The sequence below is a fragment of the Natrinema sp. CRL1 genome (genome assembly GCF_059162405.1).
Genome location: NZ_JBLVOY010000007.1, coordinates 57,964 through 78,254, shown reverse-complemented (window position 1 = coordinate 78,254; position 20,291 = coordinate 57,964). Strand labels below are relative to the sequence as shown.

The following is a 20,291-nucleotide window of genomic DNA, read 5'->3' as shown; positions in this document are numbered from 1 at the left end:
AACTCTCGAGTCGTGATCCCATAATAGCTGTAACAGGGACGGATGCGGTCTTCTACGGGGTCTGGAATGTCGAAACCAGCTCCGTGTCTCCTCTGTAATTGACAGACCCGCAGGATAGTCGTCTTTATGATTGATACCGGCTCCGATCGGTGGCCAGTGTACAGCGCGGGTTCGAGGATCGAGGCGAGACGACCCGGCCGATCAGAACGCCTGTAGCTCCTCGAGTACCGCGTGCGCGCTGCCGTCCGCGATGACCTCGCGGGCCCGTTCGAGGCCCTCCTCTAAGCTCTCGACGTCTTGGCGGGCGTACATCCGGAACGCGCCGTTGAGCGCGATGGCGTCGGCGAAGTGGTCTTCGCGGTCGCCGGCGAGTACCTCCGTCGTGATCGTCGCGGAGTCGGCCGCGATATCGTCGACGGCGAGATCCTCGCGTTCCATGTCCATGGCGTACTCGGCGGTCTCGATCTCGTAGTCCTCGAGGGCCTCGCTTTCGTCCCACTCGGCGACTTTCGTGTAGCCGGGGCGGATGTCGTCGTAGCCCTCCATACCCTGGAAGAAGATCGCACGGGAGTACTCGAGGCGGTCGCTCTCTCTGAGCGTGTCCGTCAGCTTCTTCGCGAACGCGAGGTGGTAGAACGAGCCGAGGTGGACGTCGGCGTTCGCGGGGTTGGCGATCGTCTCGATGGTGTTGACGAAGGTTCGGACGCCCATTTCATCGCGTCGCTCCCACAGGTCGTCGATCCCCGGGTTGAACGCGGGCTGATAGTAGAAGCCGAAGCCGGTCCCGTCGACCATGTCGGCGCTTTCAGCTGGCTCGAGTTCGGTCCTGACGCCGAGTTCGTCGAGGACGTGTTTGTACGGGGTCGCCTTCTGGGAGGGAACGCGATCGCCGGAGTGGACGACGACCGGCGTGCCCGCGGCGGCGGCGACGACGCCGGCACCGACGCCGAGGATGGCGGAGGCGTCCTTGCCGTCGTAGTTCGCCCCGCAGTCGACCGGGTCGGCGTCGGGCTCGGCGGTGACGACCGACTCCTCGCACATCACGTCGGTGTAGGCCGCCAGCTCCTCGGGGTTGTTTCGCTTCCAGCGGTTGGCCAGCCAGAACGCGCCCAGCGTGGTCTCGTCTGGCTCGCCGGCCAGGATCCGCTGGAACGCCTCGCGGGCCTGCTCGCGGTCCATGTCGTCGGCCGATTTGGGGCCGGAACCGACCACTTCCGTCATCAGTCGTTTCAGCGGCCAGTCGCCGAACTCCTGTGTTGCCTGCGCCATGTGCACTCGTTGGGACGGACGGCGCAAAAATCCCCCGTTTCCGGTACTCGCTCCCCCGTCGAATAATGGGTTTTTCATCGCCAACAGCGTGGACTGCCGGAAACCCAACCGACCTCCCGGCGCCCGGGACGACCCGAAAACGATACGGTGGCCTTCTCCCTAGGGCCACTAATGAGCACTCTGTCGGGGAACTGGCGCGAGGCCATCGACGACGTGGACGCGGCGCTGATCGACGGCTATCAGAGCGGCTTCCCGATCGCCGAGCGCCCGTTCCGCCGCGTCGCCGCCGAGCTCGGCATCGACGAGTCGGCGGCGGTCGATCACGTTCGTGCCCTCCGGGAATCGGGAATCGTCCGCCGATTCGGTGCCGTCCTCAACCCGCCCGTCATCGGCTCGTCGACCCTCGCCGCGGTCCGAGCCCCCGCGGACCGCTTCGACGAGATCGCGGCCGTCATCAACGACTACCGGCAGGTCAACCACAACTACGCCCGCGACCACGAGTGGAACATGTGGTTCGTCGTCACCGCCGGCTCGCGGGACGCTCGAGACGAAATTCTCGCCGAGATCGAGGACCGCACCGGCTGTTCGGTACTCAACTTGCCGATGCTAACCGACTACTACATCGACCTCGAGTTTCCCGTCGTCAACGGCGACCGTTTCGCGCGGGAGAGCGCAGAACCAGTAGACGGTGCAACCGCGAGCCACGACTCGCTCGAGGCTCGCACCGACTCCTCGGCGACCCGGATCAGCGAGGCGGCGACGGGCGACCTCTCCGCGCTCGAGGCCGAGTTGCTCCTCGAGATTCAAAACGGGTTCCCGCTGTCGGCGACCCCCTACCGCGACATCGCCGCAAACGTCGGCTACGCGGTCGAGGACGTCCTCGAGTCGCTCGAACGACTCCGGGAGACGGGCTGTATCAAGCGGATCGGCTGCGTGGTCAACCACGTCGTGACGGGCTTCGACGCCAACTGCATGGTCGTCTGGAACGTGCCCGACGACTCCCTCGACGAGTGGGGCGAGCGCGCGGGCGGACTTCCCTACGTCACGCTCTGTTATCACCGCCCCCGCAGACCCGAGCAGGACTGGCAGTACAACCTGTTCACGATGATCCACGGGCGCGATCCCGAGGCCGTTGATGCGAAGATCGACGAACTCGCCGCCGACTACCTCCCCGTCGAGCACGAGCGACTCTACTCGACCGAGACGCTGAAACAGACCGGCGCGCGCTACGACGATCTGGTCGGTCTCTAATCCCGGTCGCGTCGATCCGGCCGTTAGCCGCCGAACGTCCACCGCGTCGCGTCCGTCGGAAACTCGCTCCACGCGAAGACGACCGACGGTCGCACGGCGAAAAACGGCGTCCCGTGTGGGGTGTCGTACTTGTTCTCGTAGGCCGCGTCCAACGCCTCGAGCAGGTCCGATCTGGCGGTTTCGCTATCGATCCGTTCCGCTCGGCCCTCGAGGATGACCACTTCTGTCGCGCTCTCACTGTGGACCACGATGTCGGAATTCGTCGCGAGGTTCCGAACCCACCGCGTTTCCTCGCCGCCCCCGCAGTGGAACGTGCCGTCGACCCAGACGCCCCACGTCGGGCGGACGTGGGGACTGCCGTCAGGCTTGATCGTCGTCACCCAGTAATTCCGCGCATCCTCCAGTCGGTCCGCCACGAACGCCCACGGGAGCGTGCCATCTACGTCCTCGGGAATCCCGTAGCTCGCTTCCGTCTCCGGCCGCCCGCGTTGGGCTTCGCGTTCGATATCCCGTTCGTCCGTCGTCATACGGGTACTGAGGCCTCGAGTGGCGATAAGCGATCCGCCGAAATACCGGTCGGCTACCGGCGCTCGAGGGCTTCGGCGACGACTTCGATCGGCGTCGGCGGTTCCTCGGACGCGCCCGGCCGGTTCTCGAGTTGGGTACGACAGGAGGCACCGGGGGCGACGACGCGGTCGCCCGCGCTCTCGTCGACCTGCTCGTAGAGGATCGAGGCGATGGCGTCGCTCATCGAGGCGTGCTCGGACTCGTAGCCGAAACTGCCAGCCATCCCACAGCAGCCGGAATCGAGCGGGTCGACGGCGTAGCCGGCCCGCCGGAGCACGCCGACGGCGTGGTGGTCCTTCGCGACCGACTTCTGGTGGCAGTGGCCGTGATAGACGAGGTCCCGCGTCACCGAACCGGCGTCGAACGCGATTTCCTCGTCCAGTCGGAAGGTGTCGATATACTCGCAGACGCCGTAGGTCGCGCCGGCGAGCGTCTCGGCCGCCTCCGAGGAGAGCAGGTCGAGGTAGTCGCCTTGAAACATGACCGCGTCGGAGGGCTCGATGACGACCACGTCCCAGCCGTCGGCGACCCGCGGCGCGAGCGCGGTGACGTTCTCGCGGGCCGCGTCTTCGGCCTTCTCGAGAAAGCCCTTGGAGAACGCCGGCCGGCCGGTATCGCCGAGGTCGTCGGGCACCGCGACGTGGACGCCGGCGGCCTCGAGCACCCGAACCGCCGCCTTCCCAGCTTCTGGGTGGCTGTAGTTCGTGTACGTGTCGGGATAGAGGACGGCCGTGCGGTCGGCCTCGCGCTCGCTGATTCTCGCGCCGCCGCGTTCGTGAAACCAATCGCGGAACGTTTTCGCGCGGAAGGTCGGCAGCGACCGATCGGAATCGATTCCGACGGCGACCTCGAGGGCCTTGCGCGCGCCCGGCAGCTTCGGCAGGGCGTTCGACAGGGGGGCGAGTTGGCTCCCGACCTTCGAGAGCGTCGCGACGTTGGCAAAGAGCCGGTCCCGCAGCGTTGCGCCGTTTCGCTGGTGGTACTCATGGGTCACCTCGGCCTTGAGCTTCGCCATGTCGACTTCGCTCGGACAGTCGATGGCACAGCCCTTACAGCCGATACAGAGCCCCATCACCTCCTCGACGAACTCGTCGGAGACGGCCTCGTCCGGATCCAAACCGCCGCTCATGGCCTGCCGGAGCGCGTTCGCCCGGCCGCGGGTCGCCGTGATCTCTTCCCGACTCGCCCGATAGGTCGGACACATTACGCCACCCGTGGTCTCCTGCTCGCCGCGACAGCCGCCACAGCCGTGGCAGAGTTCGACCATCCCCTGCATGCCGTTGTCGTTGTCCCACTCGAGGGCGGGCTCGAAGCCGGCCTCGAACTCGTAGTCGGGGTCGAATCGCAGGTGCTCGCGCAGGTCCGTCGGGTCGTCCTCGCGGAAGACGACCTGTCCGGGGTTCAGGAGCCAGTCGGGATCGAACGCCGTCTTGAGGTCCTGAAAGGTCTCCCAGAGATCGTCGCCGTAGAGTTTGTGGTTCCACTGGGTTCGGGCGCGGCCGTCCCCGTGCTCGCCCGAAACCGACCCCCCTAATTCGACCACGAGGTCCGTCACGTCGTCCGCGATTCCGTGTAGTTGCTCGAGACCGATATCGGTCTTCGTGTTCACGAGCGGTCGGACGTGGAGCACGCCGGGACCGGCGTGGGCGTAGAAACTCGCGTAGGTGCCATGGGTCTCGAGGATCTCTTCGAATCGCTCGACGAACTCGGGGAGCCGCGCCGGCGGAATCGCGGTGTCTTCGATGAAGGAGATGTGTTTCTCGTCGGTCGTCCGCGAGAGCAAGATTGGGAGCCCGGACTTGCGGAGCTTCCACAGTTTCGCGCGCTCGGCGTCGTCGTAGGCCTCGAGGGCCTCGATTGCGAGCGGGTCGCTATCGCTGCGTGGCGCGTCGGCGGCCGGTTCAGCCGTCGGCGACGCCGACGGCACGCGATCGGCCAGCAGGCCGGCGACCTGCTCTTTCCCGTGCTCGTCGTCTTCGGCGTAGAACTCCACGAGGAGGACGGCGTTGGTACCCTCCGGAAGCATCTCGGTGACGGGGCCGAACTCCGCGGTGTCACGGGCCAGATCGATCAGCACGTCATCTAACACCTCGACGGCGGCGGGGTCGTGTGCAAGGATCGGCTCGATGTCTCGCATTGCCTCGTGGAGGTCGGGATAACAGAGCAGGGAGACGGCCTTCGTTTCGGGGATCGGCTCGAGCGACACGGTCGCCTCGGTGACGACTGCTAAGGTCCCCTCGCTGCCGGCCAGCAGCCGAGCGAGGTTGACCGTGCCCGGGTCGCCAGTCTCTTCGCCGCCCGGGAGATCCTCACCCCGGGCCTCCGCGACGAGCCGATCGAGGTTGTACCCCGACACGTTGCGCTTGAGGTCGGGGTACGTCTCCGCGATGCGATCCGCGTCTTCCTCGAGAATCCGCTCGACTTCGGCGTAGATCCGCCCCTCCAGATCGCCGTCGGGGTCGGCCCGCTCACTGATCTCCTCGACGGTCACCTCGCCAAACCGGGTGACGGTGCCGTCGGCGAGGACGGCTTCGGCCTCCTCGATGTAGGCGTCCGTTTTCCCGTACTGCAGCGAGTGCGAGCCGGTCGAGTTGTTGCCGATCGCGCCGCCGATGGCGCTCTTGTCGCCCCACGCGGGGTCGGGGGCGAACTTGAGGTCGTGGGCTGCCAGCGCCTCGTTCAGCGTCCCGAGGATCGTCCCGGGCTGGACCGTCGCCGTGCGGCCCTCGGGGTCGATCTCACGGATCTCGTTCATGTACCGCGTAAAGTCCAGTACGACGGCCCGGTTGACCGTCTGCCCGGCGAGACTCGTCCCGCCGCCACGCGGGAGAACGGGAATCTCCCGCTCGGCGCAGTACTCGAGAATTCCGGACACGTCGGCCGTCGACTCGGGAAAGGCGACGGCGATCGGCGTCAGCTCGTAGGGGCTTGCGTCAGTCGCGTACAGCTCGCGAGAGTAGGAGTCCGCGCGGACCTCGCAGTCGACGAGTTCCTCGAGGTCCGCGACCAGCGCCGGGCGATCGACGTCGTCGCTCCGGTAGTCGTAGTTCGCTCGCCGGTCGGCGGCCGGGTCGGCGCTCGGCTCCAGTGCCATACGAGAGCCTTACTCACGGGCGGCTAAAAGCATCCGCATTAGTGAGGTAGGTACCCGTAATGAACGGCCAGTCGCGGTTCGAGAACCGCGCCCGGCCGGAACGCGAGTTCCGTACTGCGGTCGGTGACCTGATCGAAAAGTGGCCCCGTCGTTTTCCCACGTGCGCCCCCGGGGCCGCCGTCCGGTCGTTCGGACGGTATTCGAATGGACGGGCGGAATCAAAACAAGCGCCGCGCCTAACTAGTAGGGGTCGGGCTACTCGTTGTCCCAGTCGCCGCTCATTCCGACGCGTTCGCCGTCCTCCCAGACGTAGTAGCCCTCGCCGGTCTTTTTGCCGAGGTTACCCGCTCGAACCTTCCGGCGCAAGGACTGGGGCGGCTTGAACCGCTCGCCCAACTCCTCGCGGAGGTACTCGGCGATGTGCAGGCGTACGTCCAGCCCGACGTGGTCGGTCAACTCGAGGGGCCCCATCGGATGGCCGTAGCCGATCTCCATCCCCTCGTCGATATCGGCCGGACTCGCGACGCCCTGCTCGACCATCCGGATCGCCTCGAGGCCGAGCGCGAGCCCGAGCCTCGAGGTGGCGAAACCGGCCGTATCGCGGACGACCACGTCCTCTTTCTCGATGCCCCGGACGTAGTCGACGGCGAACTCCTCCGTGCGGTCGTCGGTCTGCTCGGCGATGACGATCTCGACGAGATCCATGATGTGGGGCGGGTTGAAAAAGTGTAGTCCCACCGCCCGCTCGGGATGCTCGAGGACGCTCGCCATCTCGGTCACCGACAGCGAGGAGGTGTTCGAGGCGATCACGGTGTCCTCGCTCGCGGCGGCTTCGATATCCGCGAACACGTCCTGCTTGAGGTCCATGTCCTCCGGAACGGCCTCGACGACCAGTTCGGCGTCTTCGACCGCCGCCTCGAGGTCCGTCGTCCCCTCGATGCGCTCTACCGTGTCTTCCATCTCGGCCTCGCTGAGTTTGTCCCGATCGACGCCCCCTTGGAGGTTCTTGCGGATCCCCTCGAGGCCATCCTCGACGAACTCTTCCTCGATGTCCCGCAGGACGACGTCGTGGCCCGCCATCGCGGAAACCTGTGCGATTCCGTGCCCCATACTCCCGGCTCCGAGGACTGCGATTTGCATGTGCGAACCCTCTGTGGAAACGATCAAAAGCGTTCCCTTTCGACGGAACTTCCGGATCCGAACCCTTCTGAATCTCTCGGCGCGCGCTGTCGATCACGCCCGAGCGACAGCGACGGCTGATCGACGACGCCGTGCGAGGGATGAGGTCAACAGCGACCGAAAGCGCGGCGCTTCGCGCCGTGAAAAGGCGAGCGGCAACGCCGCGAGCCGGGGAGCGAGGACCGCAGTCGGTTGGGGAGGACGTGGTACCGTGTCGGGCGGGACTTTCTGGATACCTATAGTAGCCACTGAAAGTCAGTGCACACCTGATCGCACGACAGCATCGCGATCAGTGTGTAAATCGTTTCAGTGGCTACTATATTTTCTACCCGTGACGGTGGCACCTGTCTGTTTACGACGGCAGAATGCTCGTCCCGGTGACCCAACTATCGAATAACGGAGAACGGAGCTACTTTAGTTCAGGAACGCGAGTCACTCAGTACCAATGAGCGATCGCCAGCCAGTTATCGTCCAGGCAGTCCGAACTCCGCAGGGAAAACACGGCGGCGTCTTCGCCGAGACCGGCAGCGAGGAACTGTCGGTCCCGCTCGTCGACGCGATGCTCGAGCGAACCGGCCTCGATGGCGAGGCCGTCGACGACATCCGCTGGGGCTGTGCGAAGCAGGTCAACGAGCAGAGCAACAACATCGCCCGGGTGATCGCCCTCCTGTCGGATCTCGGCGAAACCGTCCCCGGCACCACGATCGACCGGCTCTGTGCCTCCTCGGCCGAGGCGATCATGAGCGCGAGCGACGCCATTCGAGCGGGCCAGCGCGAGGTCATCGTCGCCGGCGGCGTCGAGAACATGTCCCGCAACGAGCGCCGAAAGGGGATCGACGCCTACGCGGGCATCGCCGAGCAGTACGACGCGGCCGGCCTCGCGATGGGCCAGACCGCCGAGAAAGTTGCCGAAGCGTACGACATCTCCCGCGAGGCCCAAGACGAGTACGGGGCCCGGAGCCAGCAGCGCGCCTGCGAGGCCACCGAAGCGGGAAAATTCGACGAAGAGATCGTCCCGATCGAAACCGAGGACGGCACGATCACCGAGGACGAGGGGCTTCGGCCCGGCACGACCGCGGAGAAGATCGCGGGCCTCCCGCCTGCGTTCGAGGAGGGCGGCACCGTCACCGCAGCCAACGCCTCGCAGGTCTCCGACGGCGCTGCGGGCGTCCTAATCACGAGCCGCGAATTCGCCGCGGAGCAAGGCCTCGAGATCATGGCCGAAATCGAGGACCACAACGTCGCCGGCGTCGACCCCACGGTGATGGGGATCGGTCCGGTGCCGGCGGTGCGGGGCATCTGGGAGCGAAACGGTCGCAACGCCGCCGACTACGACCTCGTGGAACTCAACGAGGCCTTCGCCAGCCAGACGATCTACTGCCGGGACGAACTCGGCTTCGACGACGATCGGTTCAACGTCAACGGCGGCGCGATCGCCATCGGCCACCCGCTGGGGGCATCGGGCTCTCGTCTGCCGGTGACGCTGATCCACGAACTACAGCGCCGGGGCGGCGGCCTCGGGCTTTCGACGATGTGTGTTGGTTACGGGCAGGGTGCAGCGATCGAATTTACCGTCAACTAAGACAGATCGTCTAGGCTTTTTGGTCCAGATTTTGCGAGGACGACGCGTCAGCCGAGACAAAAGGTGGATGCGCCAGGGTGCGGCCGTCGAACTCCGCGTCCCGGAGCAGTAGACGAGTAACGCTCTGTTCGCGTCTCGAGTAACGCTCGGCTTTGGTTTGGATTCGCGATCGATAGATGTCTGACTCGAGGCGATATCTCTTCCTGAAACTCGTCTCGAAAGTATGAATTAAATCGGAAAGAACCGCGAAAACGGCAGAACAAATATCGATCTCCGCCGCGGCGTACCTGATCAGAGGATCTGGTCGGCGATGATGTTCTTCTGGATCTCGCTGGTGCCCTCGTAGATCTTCGTGATGCGGGCGTCGCGGTAGTAGCGCTCGGCGGGGTAGTCGGTAACATAGCCCGAGCCGCCGTGGACCTGAATGCCCTCGTCGGCGACTTCGACCGAAATCTCGCTTGCGAAGTACTTCGCCATGCTCGAGTACTGCGCGGCGACGTCCTGGTTGTCCTGCTCGACCTGGGTCGCGGCGCGGTAGGTCAGCGAGCGGGCGGCCTCGACCTTGGTGGCCATCTCGGCGATCTTGTGCTGGATGGCCTGGAACTCCGAGATCTTCTGGTCGAACTGCTCGCGCTGGTTGGCGTACTCGATAGCGGCGTCGAGTGCGCCCTGTGCGGCACCGACGGCCTGTGCGGCGACGCTGGTGCGGCCGGAAGCGAAGAACTCCATCAGCTGGTAGAAGCCCTTGTCGACTTCTCCGATGACGTTGTCCTCGGGAATGCGAACGTCGTCGATGACGACCTCGGCGAGGTCGGAGGCGCGGATGCCGAGTTTGTTCGTGATCTTGTCGGTCGAGACGCCGTCGCGGTCCATCTCGACGAGGAAGGCGGTGATGCCCTTGTGGCCCTCGCCGGGGCTGGTCTTGGCCATACAGACGCCGACGTCGGCGACGGTCCCGTTGGTGATCCACATCTTGTTGCCGTTGAGGACGTACTCGTCGCCGTCCTTCTCGGCGACCGTCTCGATGCCGGCGACGTTCGAGCCGTGGGCGGGCTCGGAGATCATCGAACAGGAGGCGGTCTCGCCGTTGGCGATTTTGGGCAGCCACTCCTCTTTCATCCACTCGTCGCCGAACTCGATGATCATATCCGTTCCGAAGCCGGCGGAGCCGACGGCAGACCCGATTCCGGGGTCAGCGCGCCAGAGTTCCTCGGTGACGATCGTCGAGGAGATCTTGTCCATCCCGGCCCCGTCGTACTCGAGCGGGATGTTCGGTGCAACGAAGTCGTACTCGGCGGCCTTTCTGCGCAGGTCCTCGGGATACTTGTGCTCCCGGTCGTGTTCCTCGGCGACCGGAACCATCTCGTTTTCACCGAACTCGCGGACGGCCTCACGGATCGCCTCGTGCTCGGCTGACAGCTGGAATGCCATATCGTTCGCTTGGTGTCGTCTTACAAAGTAGCTTCGGATATGCTCGAAATTTGTTTTTGTTAATATACCGTCGAACGGCTCTCGAGTACGGAAGCGAGCGGATCGCGGGAGGCCGAGCGGGCTCGCGATTACTCGCCGATGTCGTCGGCGTCGTCGCCGCGAAGTTCGAACTTCTGGACCTTCCCCGTCGTCGTCCGCGGGAGTTCCCGAACGAACTCGACCTCGCGGGGGTGTTTGTACTCCGCAAGGTTGGTCAGGCAGTACTGCTTGATGTCTTCGGGCGTCGCCTCGGCGTCGGGCGTAGTTACGACGAACGCTTTGACGGTCTCGCCGCGGCGCTCGTCCGGCACCCCGACGACGGCGGCGTCGGCGACGTCCTCGTGCTCGAAGAGCAACTCTTCGACCTCGCGCGGGTAGACGTTGTACCCGCCCGTAACGATCATGTGCTTCTCCCGGTCGACGACGTAGAAGAAGTTATCCTCGTCCCAGTAGCCGATGTCGCCGGTGTGGAACCAGCGCTTGCCGTCCTCGTACGTAAAGGCCTCCTCGTTGGCCTCGGGCAGGCCGTAGTACTCTTTCATCACGTTCGGCCCGTGGATGACGAGTTCACCCGTGATTTCGTGGATCGCCGCCTCCTCCTCGTCGACCGGTCCCGCCTCGACGCGCGGGACTTCGTTGAACTCTTCATCGACGATCTTCGCCTCGACGCCCTCGAGGGGGCGGCCGATGCTGCCCTTCCGGCGGGCGTCGTTCGTGTTGGCGTGGGTGACCGGACTCGTCTCTGTCAGGCCGTAGCCCTCATTGAGTTGGACGCCCCAGAGCGATTCGAACCGATTTAAGACCTCGAGGGGCAGGCTCGAGCCGCCGGAGTTGGCGAATCGCAGGGCCTCGAACTCGTAGCTCTCGGCGTCGGGCTGGTTGATCATGTCGTTGAACATCGCGGGGACGGCGAACATGATCGTGATGTCGTCGTCCTCGAGTTGGTCCATCACTGTCGGGGCATCCCATTTGGGGACGGGGTAGTAGGTGCCGCCGCTGTACATCGCGCCGTTCATCACGACGGACATGCCGTAGATGTGGAACAGCGGGAGCGTGCCGATGAGGCGGTCGGAGGCCTGAAAGCCGCCCGGTGGCACACTCGCGTTGGCCCGCGTGGTAAAGGCGAGGTTGTGGTGGGTTAACAGGACACCCTTCGGCGTGCCGGTCGTCCCCGACGTGTAGGGCTGGACCGCGACGTCGTCGTCCGCGCGGTCGACGGTCTCTTTGGTGTCATCCGCGAGGAACTCGTCGAACGCCGTTGCGCCGTCGGCGTCCGCGCCCACGCTGACGACCTGCTCGACGTCGGTGTCGTCCTGTACCTCGAGGACGTTCGGCACCAGGTCGGCCAGCGCGACGACGGCTTTTGCCCCGCTGTCGCCGAGCATGTGACGGATCTCGCGAGCCTTGTACTGGGGGTTCATCGGGACGATGATCCCGCCGGCACGCAGGGTGCCGTAGAAGGCCGTCACGAACTGTGGCAGGTTCGGCAGGTAGATTCCGACGCGGTCGCCCTCGCCGATGCCGTGGTCCTCGAGTGCCTGCGCGAATTGTCCGGCTTGTGTCCAGAACTCTTCGTAGCTCAGTTCCGCGCCATCGTAGGCGATCGCAGCCGAATCCGGGTTCGCATCGACCGTCTCGCCGACATCCCGCACGAGATTTGTCATACCTTGTGTATGGTCGTCTGAGACCCACAAAAGGATTGTTACTCATCGTTCCGATTTATTTCGGTTGTTCGAGAAAACGGGTCGGCCGGTCCGGCGAAAAGGCTCGCGATCAGTCGGTGGTCGACGACGTCTCGATATCGGACTCCGAACCCCCTTTGGTCGGCAGTTCGTAGCCGATGACGAAGCGGGCGTGGAGCAACACGCCGATGATGGCGGCTGCGGCGGTGATCTGGACCGCAACGTGGACGAGCGATCCGAACATCGCACAGAACGCAGCGGCGATGTAGAGGCCACGGACCGGTGCCGAGAGGTCTCGAGACCCGTCGAAGCCGATCGTCGCGACGATCAGGCCGACGGTACCCGCCAGGACGACGGGGAACGCGATCAGTGTCTCGCTCGACCAGTAGATGAGGCTGTCGTTCGCGATGAACGCGTAGGGGATGACGAACCCGGGCGCGCCGAGTCGGAGCGCCTGCTTACACGACTGGAGGAAGCTCGCGTCCGCGATGCGCGCTCCGATCGCGACCGAAATCGCGACCGGTGGCGTGATCGCCGACAGCATCGCGAAGTAGAACACGAACATGTGCGTCGCGATATCGGGGGTTCCCAGTTCGGTGATCGGCCTCGCGACCAGAATTGCCACGAGGATGTACGCCGCCGGCGTCGGCATCCCCAGCCCGAACAGGATGCTGGCGATCATCGCGAGGAACAATACGACGAACAGGCCGCCGCCCAGTCCGAGGATGCTCACGTCCCCGAGACTGACGATCGATGTCGCGACGCGGGCCGTCAGCCCCGTCCCCTCGAGCAGTTCGACGATCACGCCCATTGCCGCGAGGACGCCGACCAGCGGTGCCATGTCGACGCCGCCTTGCTTGAACCCGTCGGCGGTCTGCTTGACCGTCGCGAGGAGGTTCGAGAGCGGATCGTCGCCGCGAATCTTCCACCAGAGGACCTCGGCCGTGACCTCGTCGGAGCCGATGTCGAAGACGCCGACGACGAAGTTCCGGAGGAACATTACAGCGATGATCGCGAAGATGGTGTTCATCCCCGCCGACAGCGGCGTGTACCGTAGGTAGACGAGCGTGTACAGGAGGACGGCCATCGGCACTGCGAAGTGGACCCCCGTGAGGAGGAGCCGCCACCTGAACGACGTAAGGTTGTTCGAGATCCAGCCGAACTTCAGGATCGTGAAATGGACGGCGAGACAGACGCTGAAGTAGAACAGCGCCGCCGGAATGACGCCCGCCTGCACGATGTCCAGATACGGGACCTGAATGATGTCTGCCATCAAGAACGCCGCGACGCCCATCACCGGGGGCAGCATCTGGCCGCCCGCGGAGGCGACCGCCTCGATCGAGGCGGCGACATCGCTGTCAACACCCTGGTCTTTGATCATCGGGATAGTGAAACTGCCGGTCGTCGCGGTGTTGGCCGCCGCGCTGCCGGTGATCGAGCCCATGATCATGCTCGAGATGACGGCGATCTGGACGACGCCGGTCCGGAGGCTCCGTCCGAGTTCCTTCCCGATATCGCGGACGAAATCCATCAGCCCGAACGCCTTTGCGATCCCGGCGAACATGATGAAGATCGCGACCCACGTCGAGCCGATCCCCATCATCGTGCCGTCGTAGACGCCGCTGAGCCCGATCGCGCCGTTCTCGGCGATCTGCTCCCAGCTCTGCCCCGAGTGCTCGAAGACGCCGAACAGGCGCGGGCCGACCACGGTGTGGGCGTACGCGATCGCCGCGACTGCGACGGCTGCGATCGATGTCCCGAACGCTCGGCGGGTCGTATCGACTGCCAGCGCGATCAGTACCACGCCGACGACGTGGTCGGTGGTAGTGTAGCCGAGGATGTACGCATCACCGTCGAGTCGGGTGAAGTTCGTGTAGACGTAGTACATCGTGAGCAGCGCTGCGAGGGCGAACGCGAGCGCGACGTAGGGGTCGACCTTCGACCACGCGCGTCGCGCTCGAGCGAGCGCGCTCTCGGCGGCTTCCCCGGCGGTCGACGAGGCCGCTGCCGAGTCGATACCGAATTCGCCGCCCTCGTCGGCGAACTCCTTGCGGGCATAGTCGAGGTAATACAGCCCGAGCCCGAGTCCGAGGAAGATGATCATGTACAGCTTGTCCCGCTTCACCCAGCCGGGTTCGGCGACGAGCCCGCTGAGGGGCCACCCTCCCACGAGGGACACGGCATACACGACGGTGTACAACGTCAGGGAGAACCCCAACGCGTAGACGACGAACCCGAGGGCTGTCTCGGGACGGTCGCGGTCGGAATATGTTCCGGACATCGGTTCCGTTAGTTACCGCCGTCGGCGATGAAGAACCACGGCAGGTCGTAGAAGTGGACGATCTGGGCCATCTCGAAGCCGAGTTCGCTGTAGGCACCGGCACCGTTCTGAACTTCCTGTGCCGACCAGTTCTGGATGTACACCATCTCAGCGTCCTCCTGATCGAGCGCACCGAGGTTCGCCTCGGTCCCCTCGCTCGTCTGGGCCTCGACGAACAGGTCGTCGGTCCCGTCGTTGACGGCGCTTGCCATCCCCTGGTTCGCGGCGTAGGCCGTCGTCGTCGACGTCGACGTCCGCATCCGGACGTCCGTGTCGCCGGTCGCACCGCCGCTCGTACTGCCGCCAGCGCGCTCGAAGTCGTCGCTCCAGACGCCGATATCCTCGTAGAAGTCGGCCGCGGCGTCGTGGAATGGGACGCCGTCGTACATGTTCTTCATCCAGAAGTCGTCTTCCTCGTACGTCCCCAGCAGGCCGTGATACTCCGCCAGGCTCTGTTTCTGCTCGTGGAGGGTCTCGAGGAACGTGTAGACCGTGTCGTACTCGAGGTCGGCCCGGGAGACGAAGTTGTACGCGAACGTCGGTGCGGGGACCTCATCCGGGGCGTCCACGTTATCGATCTGGCCCGTCTCGGCCGGCTGGATCAGCAGTCGGTCGTCGTCGTTCCAGGCCTGTTCGGTCTCGTCGCTCACGTCGAGGACGCGAAGGTTGTCGACCGTACTCGCGGTCTGTTGCAGCCAACTGGGGACGATCGAGAAGTTCATCATCGTCCCGACACCGACGTCCAGCTGATTCTCGTTGATCGCATTGCCCTGTTCGCCGTAGCTCGTACTCACTCGCTCGTAGCCGTCAGTGGCGTGACCGAGCGCGCGTTCGAGCGCCGGGGCGGTCCCGGAGCCGCTCGGCGTCGGCGATACCCGCGTGCTCTCGCCGATGTCCGACAGGGTCTCGAGGGTTTGATCGCCGCCGCCATCGCCGCTCGACTCGCCGCCGATACAGCCGGCGAGTGCAGTCACAGCGCCGACGCCGGTTGCCGCGAGGAGCGATCGTCGAGTCGTACCCTTGGAAATGTAAGTCCGCTTTTCTACCATGGGACACTCCTTCATACTTAGCTATTATAATCCTTCCGCTATCTCGCGAAACCGGTCGTCGACTCTGCACTGTCGTTCGAATCGAGATCCCCGAGACGCCGTCTCCGCCGGAAGCCAGCGAGGTATTTCCGATCGACGAGAAGCGTGGAAGCTCTCCGTCCGTCACTTTTGTGGGCCGGAAACGACGGCTCGACGCCGGGAGTACGAGCAGATCCGGCGCTTGATACTCCGTACCGCAACGCCTATTGCGCCCTTGGCGAAGTATGACGTATGCTGGATTTCGTTCAGCTCGAGGAAGATCTCGACCAGGAAGAGCGGATGATCCGGGACACCGCCCGGGAGTTCGTCGACGAACACGTCAAACCCGATATCGGCGACCACTTCGAGAACGGGACGTTCCCGAAAGAACTCATCCCGAAGATGGGTGAACTCGGCTTCTACGCGCCGAACCTCGAGGGCTACGGGTCGCCGAACGTCTCGGAGACGGCCTACGGCCTCTTGATGCAGGAACTCGAGGCGGGCGACTCAGGACTGCGCTCGATGGCGTCCGTCCAGGGCGCACTGGTGATGTACCCGATTCACGCCTACGGGAGCGAGGCGCAGAAAGAGGAGTGGCTGCCGGACATGGGGCGAGGCGAGGCGATCGGTTGCTTCGGTCTCACCGAACCCGAACACGGCTCGAACCCGTCGGCGATGGAGACCCGCGCCGAGCGCGACGGCGACGGTTACGTCCTGAACGGCTCGAAGACGTGGATCACGAACTCGCCGATCGCCGACGTGGCCATCGTCTGGGCGCGCGACAAGTCGACTGAGGACGACCCCGTTCGGGGATTCCTCGTCGAGACCGATCGCGACGGCGTCTCGACCAACAAGATCGACGACAAGCTTTCGCTGCGGGCCTCGATCACGGGCGAAATCGGACTGAACGATGTCCACGTGCCCGAGGAGAACGTCCTCCCGGGCGTCGAGGGCATGAAGGGCCCGTTGTCCTGTCTCACGCAGGCCCGCTACGGCATCGCCTGGGGCGCGGTCGGCGCTGCCCGGGACTGCTTCGAGGAGGCCCGACAGTACGCGACGGACCGCGACCAGTTCGGCGGTCCGATCGGCCGGTTCCAGCTCCAACAGCGCAAGCTCGCGGAGATGGGCACCCAGATCACGCTGGCCCAACTGCTTGCCTACCGCCTCGCCGAACTCAAGGAACGCGGCGACATGCGGCCACAGCACGTCTCGATGTCGAAGCGAAACAACGTCCGCATGGCGCGCGATCAGTCCCGCATCGCCCGCGAGATGCTCGGCGGGAACGGCATCACGACGGACTACTCGCCGATGCGGCACATGGCCAACCTCGAGACGGTCTACACCTACGAGGGAACCCACGACATCCATACGCTCGTCCTCGGCGAGGAGTTCACCGGTATCCCGGCCTACCAGTAACGACGCGATCCGGCAGCTCGTCTTCGCTTTTCGGCTTCTCTCTGCGTCTCTTCGCGTTTTCCGCTCGGGGATCGATTCGAGGCCCGCGCTCGCCGACATCGGTCCGGATTTGAAACGTCCGTTCCACCAAGTGATGTTTCCGTCCCAGTATTCGGAACATTAATTGCGACGTGTGAATATCATCGGATATGGATACGGATCGGGACGAAACCGAGGTCGAGGCCGACGCCGACGCAGTCGGCGTCTCGACCACTCGGAAAACGTTCACGCTCCTCGAGGCGCTCAAAGCCGAGGAGGGTGTCACGATCGCGGACCTCACGGACCGGACCGACCTCCCGAAGAGTACCGTCTATCGGCACCTGCAAACGCTTACCGATCTGGGCTACGTGATCGAGCGCGACGGGGCCTACTACGTCGGGTTCCGTTTCGTCGAACTCGGCGAACAAGCCCGATCCCGAAACGTGGGATACACGGCAGCCAAGCGCGCGGTGTTCGAACTCGGGCAGGAGACCGACGAACGAGCGGTGTTCATCGTCGAAGAGGACAACGAGGCCGTCTACGTCCACCGCTATGGCAGCCTCTCGAATACGATGATCGGCCAGCGACGGCCGCTGCACTCGATGGCCTCAGGCAAACTCATTCTCGCGGAGTGGGACGACGAGGCGGTCCGCGAGTATATCGACGCGGTCGGCCTCGAGCGGATCACATCGAACACGATCACCGACTCCGACGCACTGTTTTCGGAACTCGAGTCGATTCGCGAGCGCGGGTACGCGGTGAACAATCAGGAACACATGGACGGGCTCCGCGGCGTCGCCGTCCCCGTCTATACGCCCGATGACGAGTTCCTCGGCTCGCTGGCCGTCTTCGGACCGACCAGCCGATTCACGGACGAGTACGTCCACAATGAACTCCCGACGCGACTCCGGGACAAGGCAGGCGAGATCAGAGTCACGCTCGCATACGGCTGATGTGTCGAACTCGAAGCGGCTGCCGAAATTGCCCGACCGTACGTATTCGCTGACCGGCGACGAAACCGCCCGTCGGAACAGGTGTTTTACTGGATGAAACGCCGGCCGGTCGGTAGCATCTTACAGGGAAAACAAGGACAGATACTCGTAGAAAATTCCTCAAACTGGGATCAATATTTCGACGATCGAACTATCTCTCCCGAAAAACGGATATCTCTTCCTGCTCGTCGAAACGATAGTCTTCGGCTTTCGAAACGATCAGCTCAGTGACCGACCGACGAACCGATCGGGTCCGGAATCGCTGTTTCAGTGTCCCGTTCGGATAGCGAATCTCGAGAGTGGAGACGACGACTCGAGAGCCATACTATAGTAGCCACCGAAAGTCAGTGCACACCTGATCGCACGACTGCGTCGCGATCAGTGTGTACATCGTTTCAGTGGCTACTATAGTTCCACTACTGCTACGGAATTCCAATCCCACGGTACAGCGTGGAACCGCCGGTTGGACGAGGGTTTATTACTCAAACCGCGGCCAACGGGGGTATGTCGGATCACTCCCGACGATCGCGACGAACAGTTCTTCGAACGCTCGGTATGCTCGGGGCGGGTACGCTCGCCGCGGTGACGACGGCCGGCGCGAGCACCGCCGACTCGGCCGACCAACCCAACGCTGCGATCGGCGACGAACTCGACGGCACCGATCTGTACGTCGGGGTCGTCGATCGTATCGTCGACGACGAACACGTCGTTCTCCTGCTCGAGGACGGCGAGGCGGTCGTCGACCAGCTCGTGCTTCCGGTCGATCGCTTCGAGGCGATCGCGGCGAACGACATCCTGTTGACCGTCGTTGTTGACGGCGAGCTACGTGCACATCGACACGTCCCGTCGAAGCCGAACGGTTGTCCCGACACCGACTTCGAACGCCTCTCGGCCGACGGCTGAGTTGGACCGGGGAACACCGGCTGAACCGAATCCCGCGGGCGGCCCTCCGGCGGCCGTTTACACCGGTGTCATCGCCACCGATATCGATGGTGTGAACCGCTCACAGTGCCGGAAACCGCAAGTCAAAGGCGTAATGCTCGCAGTCCACTCTATTCGAATACGATGGTGGAAACGTCCTCGATCGGAATCGGGTTGGACAGACCGGGTACCACCAGCCTCCGCGCCGCGTTTTTCAGCGTCTGGTTCGTCGATCTCGTCGCGACGATCCTCTTTTTCGTCGTACCCTACGCGTACGAACTGAATCCAGTGACCGTGTTTCTGCACGAGCTCTTCGGACTCGCCGGCGTCGTCCTCGCTGCCGTCATCTACGCCGGCTTCGTGATCGCGATCGGGTACGTCCTTTCGCGGCCGTTCGACATCGGCTTCGTGGCTGCGGTCGTCGTCCTGTATGCCATCTTCGCGAGCAACAACGTCGTCCTCCTGATCTCCCGCGAACCGCTGCTCACGCCGTTGATGCCGTGAATCTCCGGCCGAAACGAACTGTCGTCGCGTCCCAGTTCGAATCCGTTTCGGTCGTCTCGAACGTGATTTTCGTCCGGACGTTACGCTCTCCCTTACACACCTACGGCCGTATAATTTCTCGAGGCTGATGAGAGCTTTCTCGGGTCGGTCGTTTCAGAGGCACCCAACCGCTTTCAGTACTTCGGTAATGGCGAACAGTAATTGTAACGATAAACAGTGTCCCGTGATCAGTCTGCTGCTTCCTGCTATGCGGAACCAGTAGTATGTTTCCAACGAATACGGGATACGTTACTGTTCGACTGACCACAATCGCGACAACGTACGATACACGGCGGATTCGCGGGTTGCTCCGGCGGTTCGATGGGTCACACGGCGTCTCTTGGATTTTATTCTGAAATAATACCACCGAATAGACACCAAACACATTTTCACGATTGACAATCACAACCAATTAGACGTAGATCGACGAACAGACCTGAAATCGATCGGTGTCGGCGCGTTCGTGACCGGGGCGACCGGTTCAGTCACGGCGACGACGGAATCTACGAGATCGTCAACGCCAACAGTGGGAAACCGATGGAGGTCGCAAGCGCGTCGACCGACGATGGTGCCACCGTCCAGCAGTGGTCGGCGAACGACTGTTTCTGCCAGCGCTGGTGGGTCGAACACGTCGGGAGGCGAGTACCGAATCATCAACCAGAACAGCACGAAAGCCCTCGAGGTCACCGACGGATCGACTGATCCCGGTGCCAGCCTCCAGCAGTGGACGTGGTGGACCGGCGCGATACAGAAGTAGTCTCTCATCGACAACAGGTACGGAACCAGCCGCATCGAGAACGTCAACAGCGGCACCGTCGCCGACGTGACGAACGGATCCACGGCCGACGGTCGGCCCTGGTAATCTGCGAGGTCGTTTTCGAGGGCCTCCTCGAGGTTCGTCGTCCGCACTCGAGAGCCGT

General features: G+C 63.9%; 16 protein-coding genes. 8 read left to right on the top strand and 8 right to left on the bottom strand.

The window, feature by feature from the left end; all coding sequences use genetic code 11:
• Positions 1-201 precede the first annotated feature (201 nt).
• Positions 202-1,269: an anthranilate phosphoribosyltransferase gene (locus ACJYUO_RS19515; protein WP_494347007.1), complete on the bottom strand. Its 1,068-nt coding sequence runs from the start codon at positions 1,267-1,269 to the stop codon at positions 202-204.
• A 171-nt stretch (positions 1,270-1,440) separates the two neighbouring features.
• On the opposite strand from ACJYUO_RS19515, the gene ahbB reads away from it, so the two are divergent.
• Positions 1,441-2,520 (top strand): siroheme decarboxylase subunit beta, encoded by a 1,080-nt coding sequence (gene ahbB, locus ACJYUO_RS19510; RefSeq protein ID WP_494347006.1) that lies wholly within the window; start codon positions 1,441-1,443, stop codon positions 2,518-2,520.
• A gap of 23 nt (positions 2,521-2,543) precedes the next feature.
• On the opposite strand, the gene ACJYUO_RS19505 is transcribed toward ahbB, so the two are convergent.
• The 3 genes from ACJYUO_RS19505 to ACJYUO_RS19495 form a co-directional block, all read right to left on the bottom strand.
• Entirely contained in the window at positions 2,544-3,047 is a 504-nt protein-coding gene (locus tag ACJYUO_RS19505; protein WP_494347005.1) for a pyridoxamine 5'-phosphate oxidase family protein, read from the bottom strand.
• A 53-nt stretch (positions 3,048-3,100) separates the two neighbouring features.
• Positions 3,101-6,181, bottom strand: a complete 3,081-nt coding sequence (locus ACJYUO_RS19500; RefSeq protein WP_494347004.1) for an FAD-linked oxidase C-terminal domain-containing protein — start codon at positions 6,179-6,181, stop codon at positions 3,101-3,103.
• Between the two features lie 255 nt (positions 6,182-6,436).
• Positions 6,437-7,321 carry a 3-hydroxyacyl-CoA dehydrogenase family protein gene (locus tag ACJYUO_RS19495; protein ID WP_494347003.1) on the bottom strand — a complete coding sequence of 295 codons (885 nt, stop codon included), beginning with the start codon at positions 7,319-7,321 and terminating at the stop codon, positions 6,437-6,439.
• 484 nt (positions 7,322-7,805) lie between these two features.
• Here ACJYUO_RS19495 and ACJYUO_RS19490 point away from each other — a divergent pair, with 484 nt between their 5' ends.
• Positions 7,806-8,942 carry a thiolase family protein gene (locus ACJYUO_RS19490; RefSeq protein ID WP_494347002.1) on the top strand — a complete coding sequence of 379 codons (1,137 nt, stop codon included), beginning with the start codon at positions 7,806-7,808 and terminating at the stop codon, positions 8,940-8,942.
• Positions 8,943-9,233: 291 nt separating this feature from the next.
• Here the strand turns inward: ACJYUO_RS19490 and ACJYUO_RS19485 are convergent, their stop codons facing one another.
• The 4 genes from ACJYUO_RS19485 to ACJYUO_RS19470 all read right to left on the bottom strand — a co-directional run bounded on the left by ACJYUO_RS19485 (position 9,234) and on the right by ACJYUO_RS19470 (position 15,463).
• Positions 9,234-10,373: an acyl-CoA dehydrogenase family protein gene (locus ACJYUO_RS19485; RefSeq protein ID WP_494347001.1), complete on the bottom strand. Its 1,140-nt coding sequence runs from the start codon at positions 10,371-10,373 to the stop codon at positions 9,234-9,236.
• A gap of 128 nt (positions 10,374-10,501) precedes the next feature.
• On the bottom strand, positions 10,502-12,076 hold the full coding sequence (locus tag ACJYUO_RS19480) for a long-chain-fatty-acid--CoA ligase (protein ID WP_494347000.1): 1,575 nt from the start codon (positions 12,074-12,076) through the stop codon (positions 10,502-10,504).
• A 109-nt stretch (positions 12,077-12,185) separates the two neighbouring features.
• Entirely contained in the window at positions 12,186-14,375 is a 2,190-nt protein-coding gene (locus ACJYUO_RS19475; RefSeq protein ID WP_494346999.1) for a TRAP transporter permease, read from the bottom strand.
• Positions 14,376-14,383: 8 nt separating this feature from the next.
• Positions 14,384-15,463 carry a TAXI family TRAP transporter solute-binding subunit gene (locus ACJYUO_RS19470; RefSeq protein WP_494346998.1) on the bottom strand — a complete coding sequence of 360 codons (1,080 nt, stop codon included), beginning with the start codon at positions 15,461-15,463 and terminating at the stop codon, positions 14,384-14,386.
• 270 nt (positions 15,464-15,733) lie between these two features.
• Between ACJYUO_RS19470 and ACJYUO_RS19465 the strand changes: the two genes are divergently transcribed.
• The 6 genes from ACJYUO_RS19465 (at position 15,734) to ACJYUO_RS19440 (ending at position 20,128) form a co-directional block, all read left to right on the top strand.
• The gene (locus ACJYUO_RS19465; RefSeq protein ID WP_494346997.1) at positions 15,734-16,897 is read left to right on the top strand and encodes an acyl-CoA dehydrogenase family protein; all 1,164 of its coding nucleotides are present in this window, start codon (positions 15,734-15,736) and stop codon (positions 16,895-16,897) included.
• A 188-nt stretch (positions 16,898-17,085) separates the two neighbouring features.
• Positions 17,086-17,868, top strand: coding sequence for an IclR family transcriptional regulator (locus ACJYUO_RS19460; protein ID WP_494346996.1), 783 nt, complete (start codon positions 17,086-17,088; stop codon positions 17,866-17,868).
• Between the two features lie 543 nt (positions 17,869-18,411).
• Positions 18,412-18,810, top strand: coding sequence for a hypothetical protein (locus ACJYUO_RS19455; RefSeq protein ID WP_494346995.1), 399 nt, complete (start codon positions 18,412-18,414; stop codon positions 18,808-18,810).
• Between the two features lie 162 nt (positions 18,811-18,972).
• Entirely contained in the window at positions 18,973-19,332 is a 360-nt protein-coding gene (locus ACJYUO_RS19450) for a hypothetical protein (RefSeq protein WP_494346994.1), read from the top strand.
• Between the two features lie 576 nt (positions 19,333-19,908).
• On the top strand, positions 19,909-20,073 hold the full coding sequence (locus ACJYUO_RS19445) for a hypothetical protein (protein ID WP_494346993.1): 165 nt from the start codon (positions 19,909-19,911) through the stop codon (positions 20,071-20,073).
• Complete coding sequence (locus ACJYUO_RS19440; protein WP_494347081.1) at positions 20,024-20,128, top strand: hypothetical protein; 105 nt, start codon at positions 20,024-20,026, stop codon at positions 20,126-20,128. Before ACJYUO_RS19445 ends, ACJYUO_RS19440 begins: the two co-directional genes overlap by 50 nt.
• Positions 20,129-20,291: the final 163 nt, after the last annotated feature.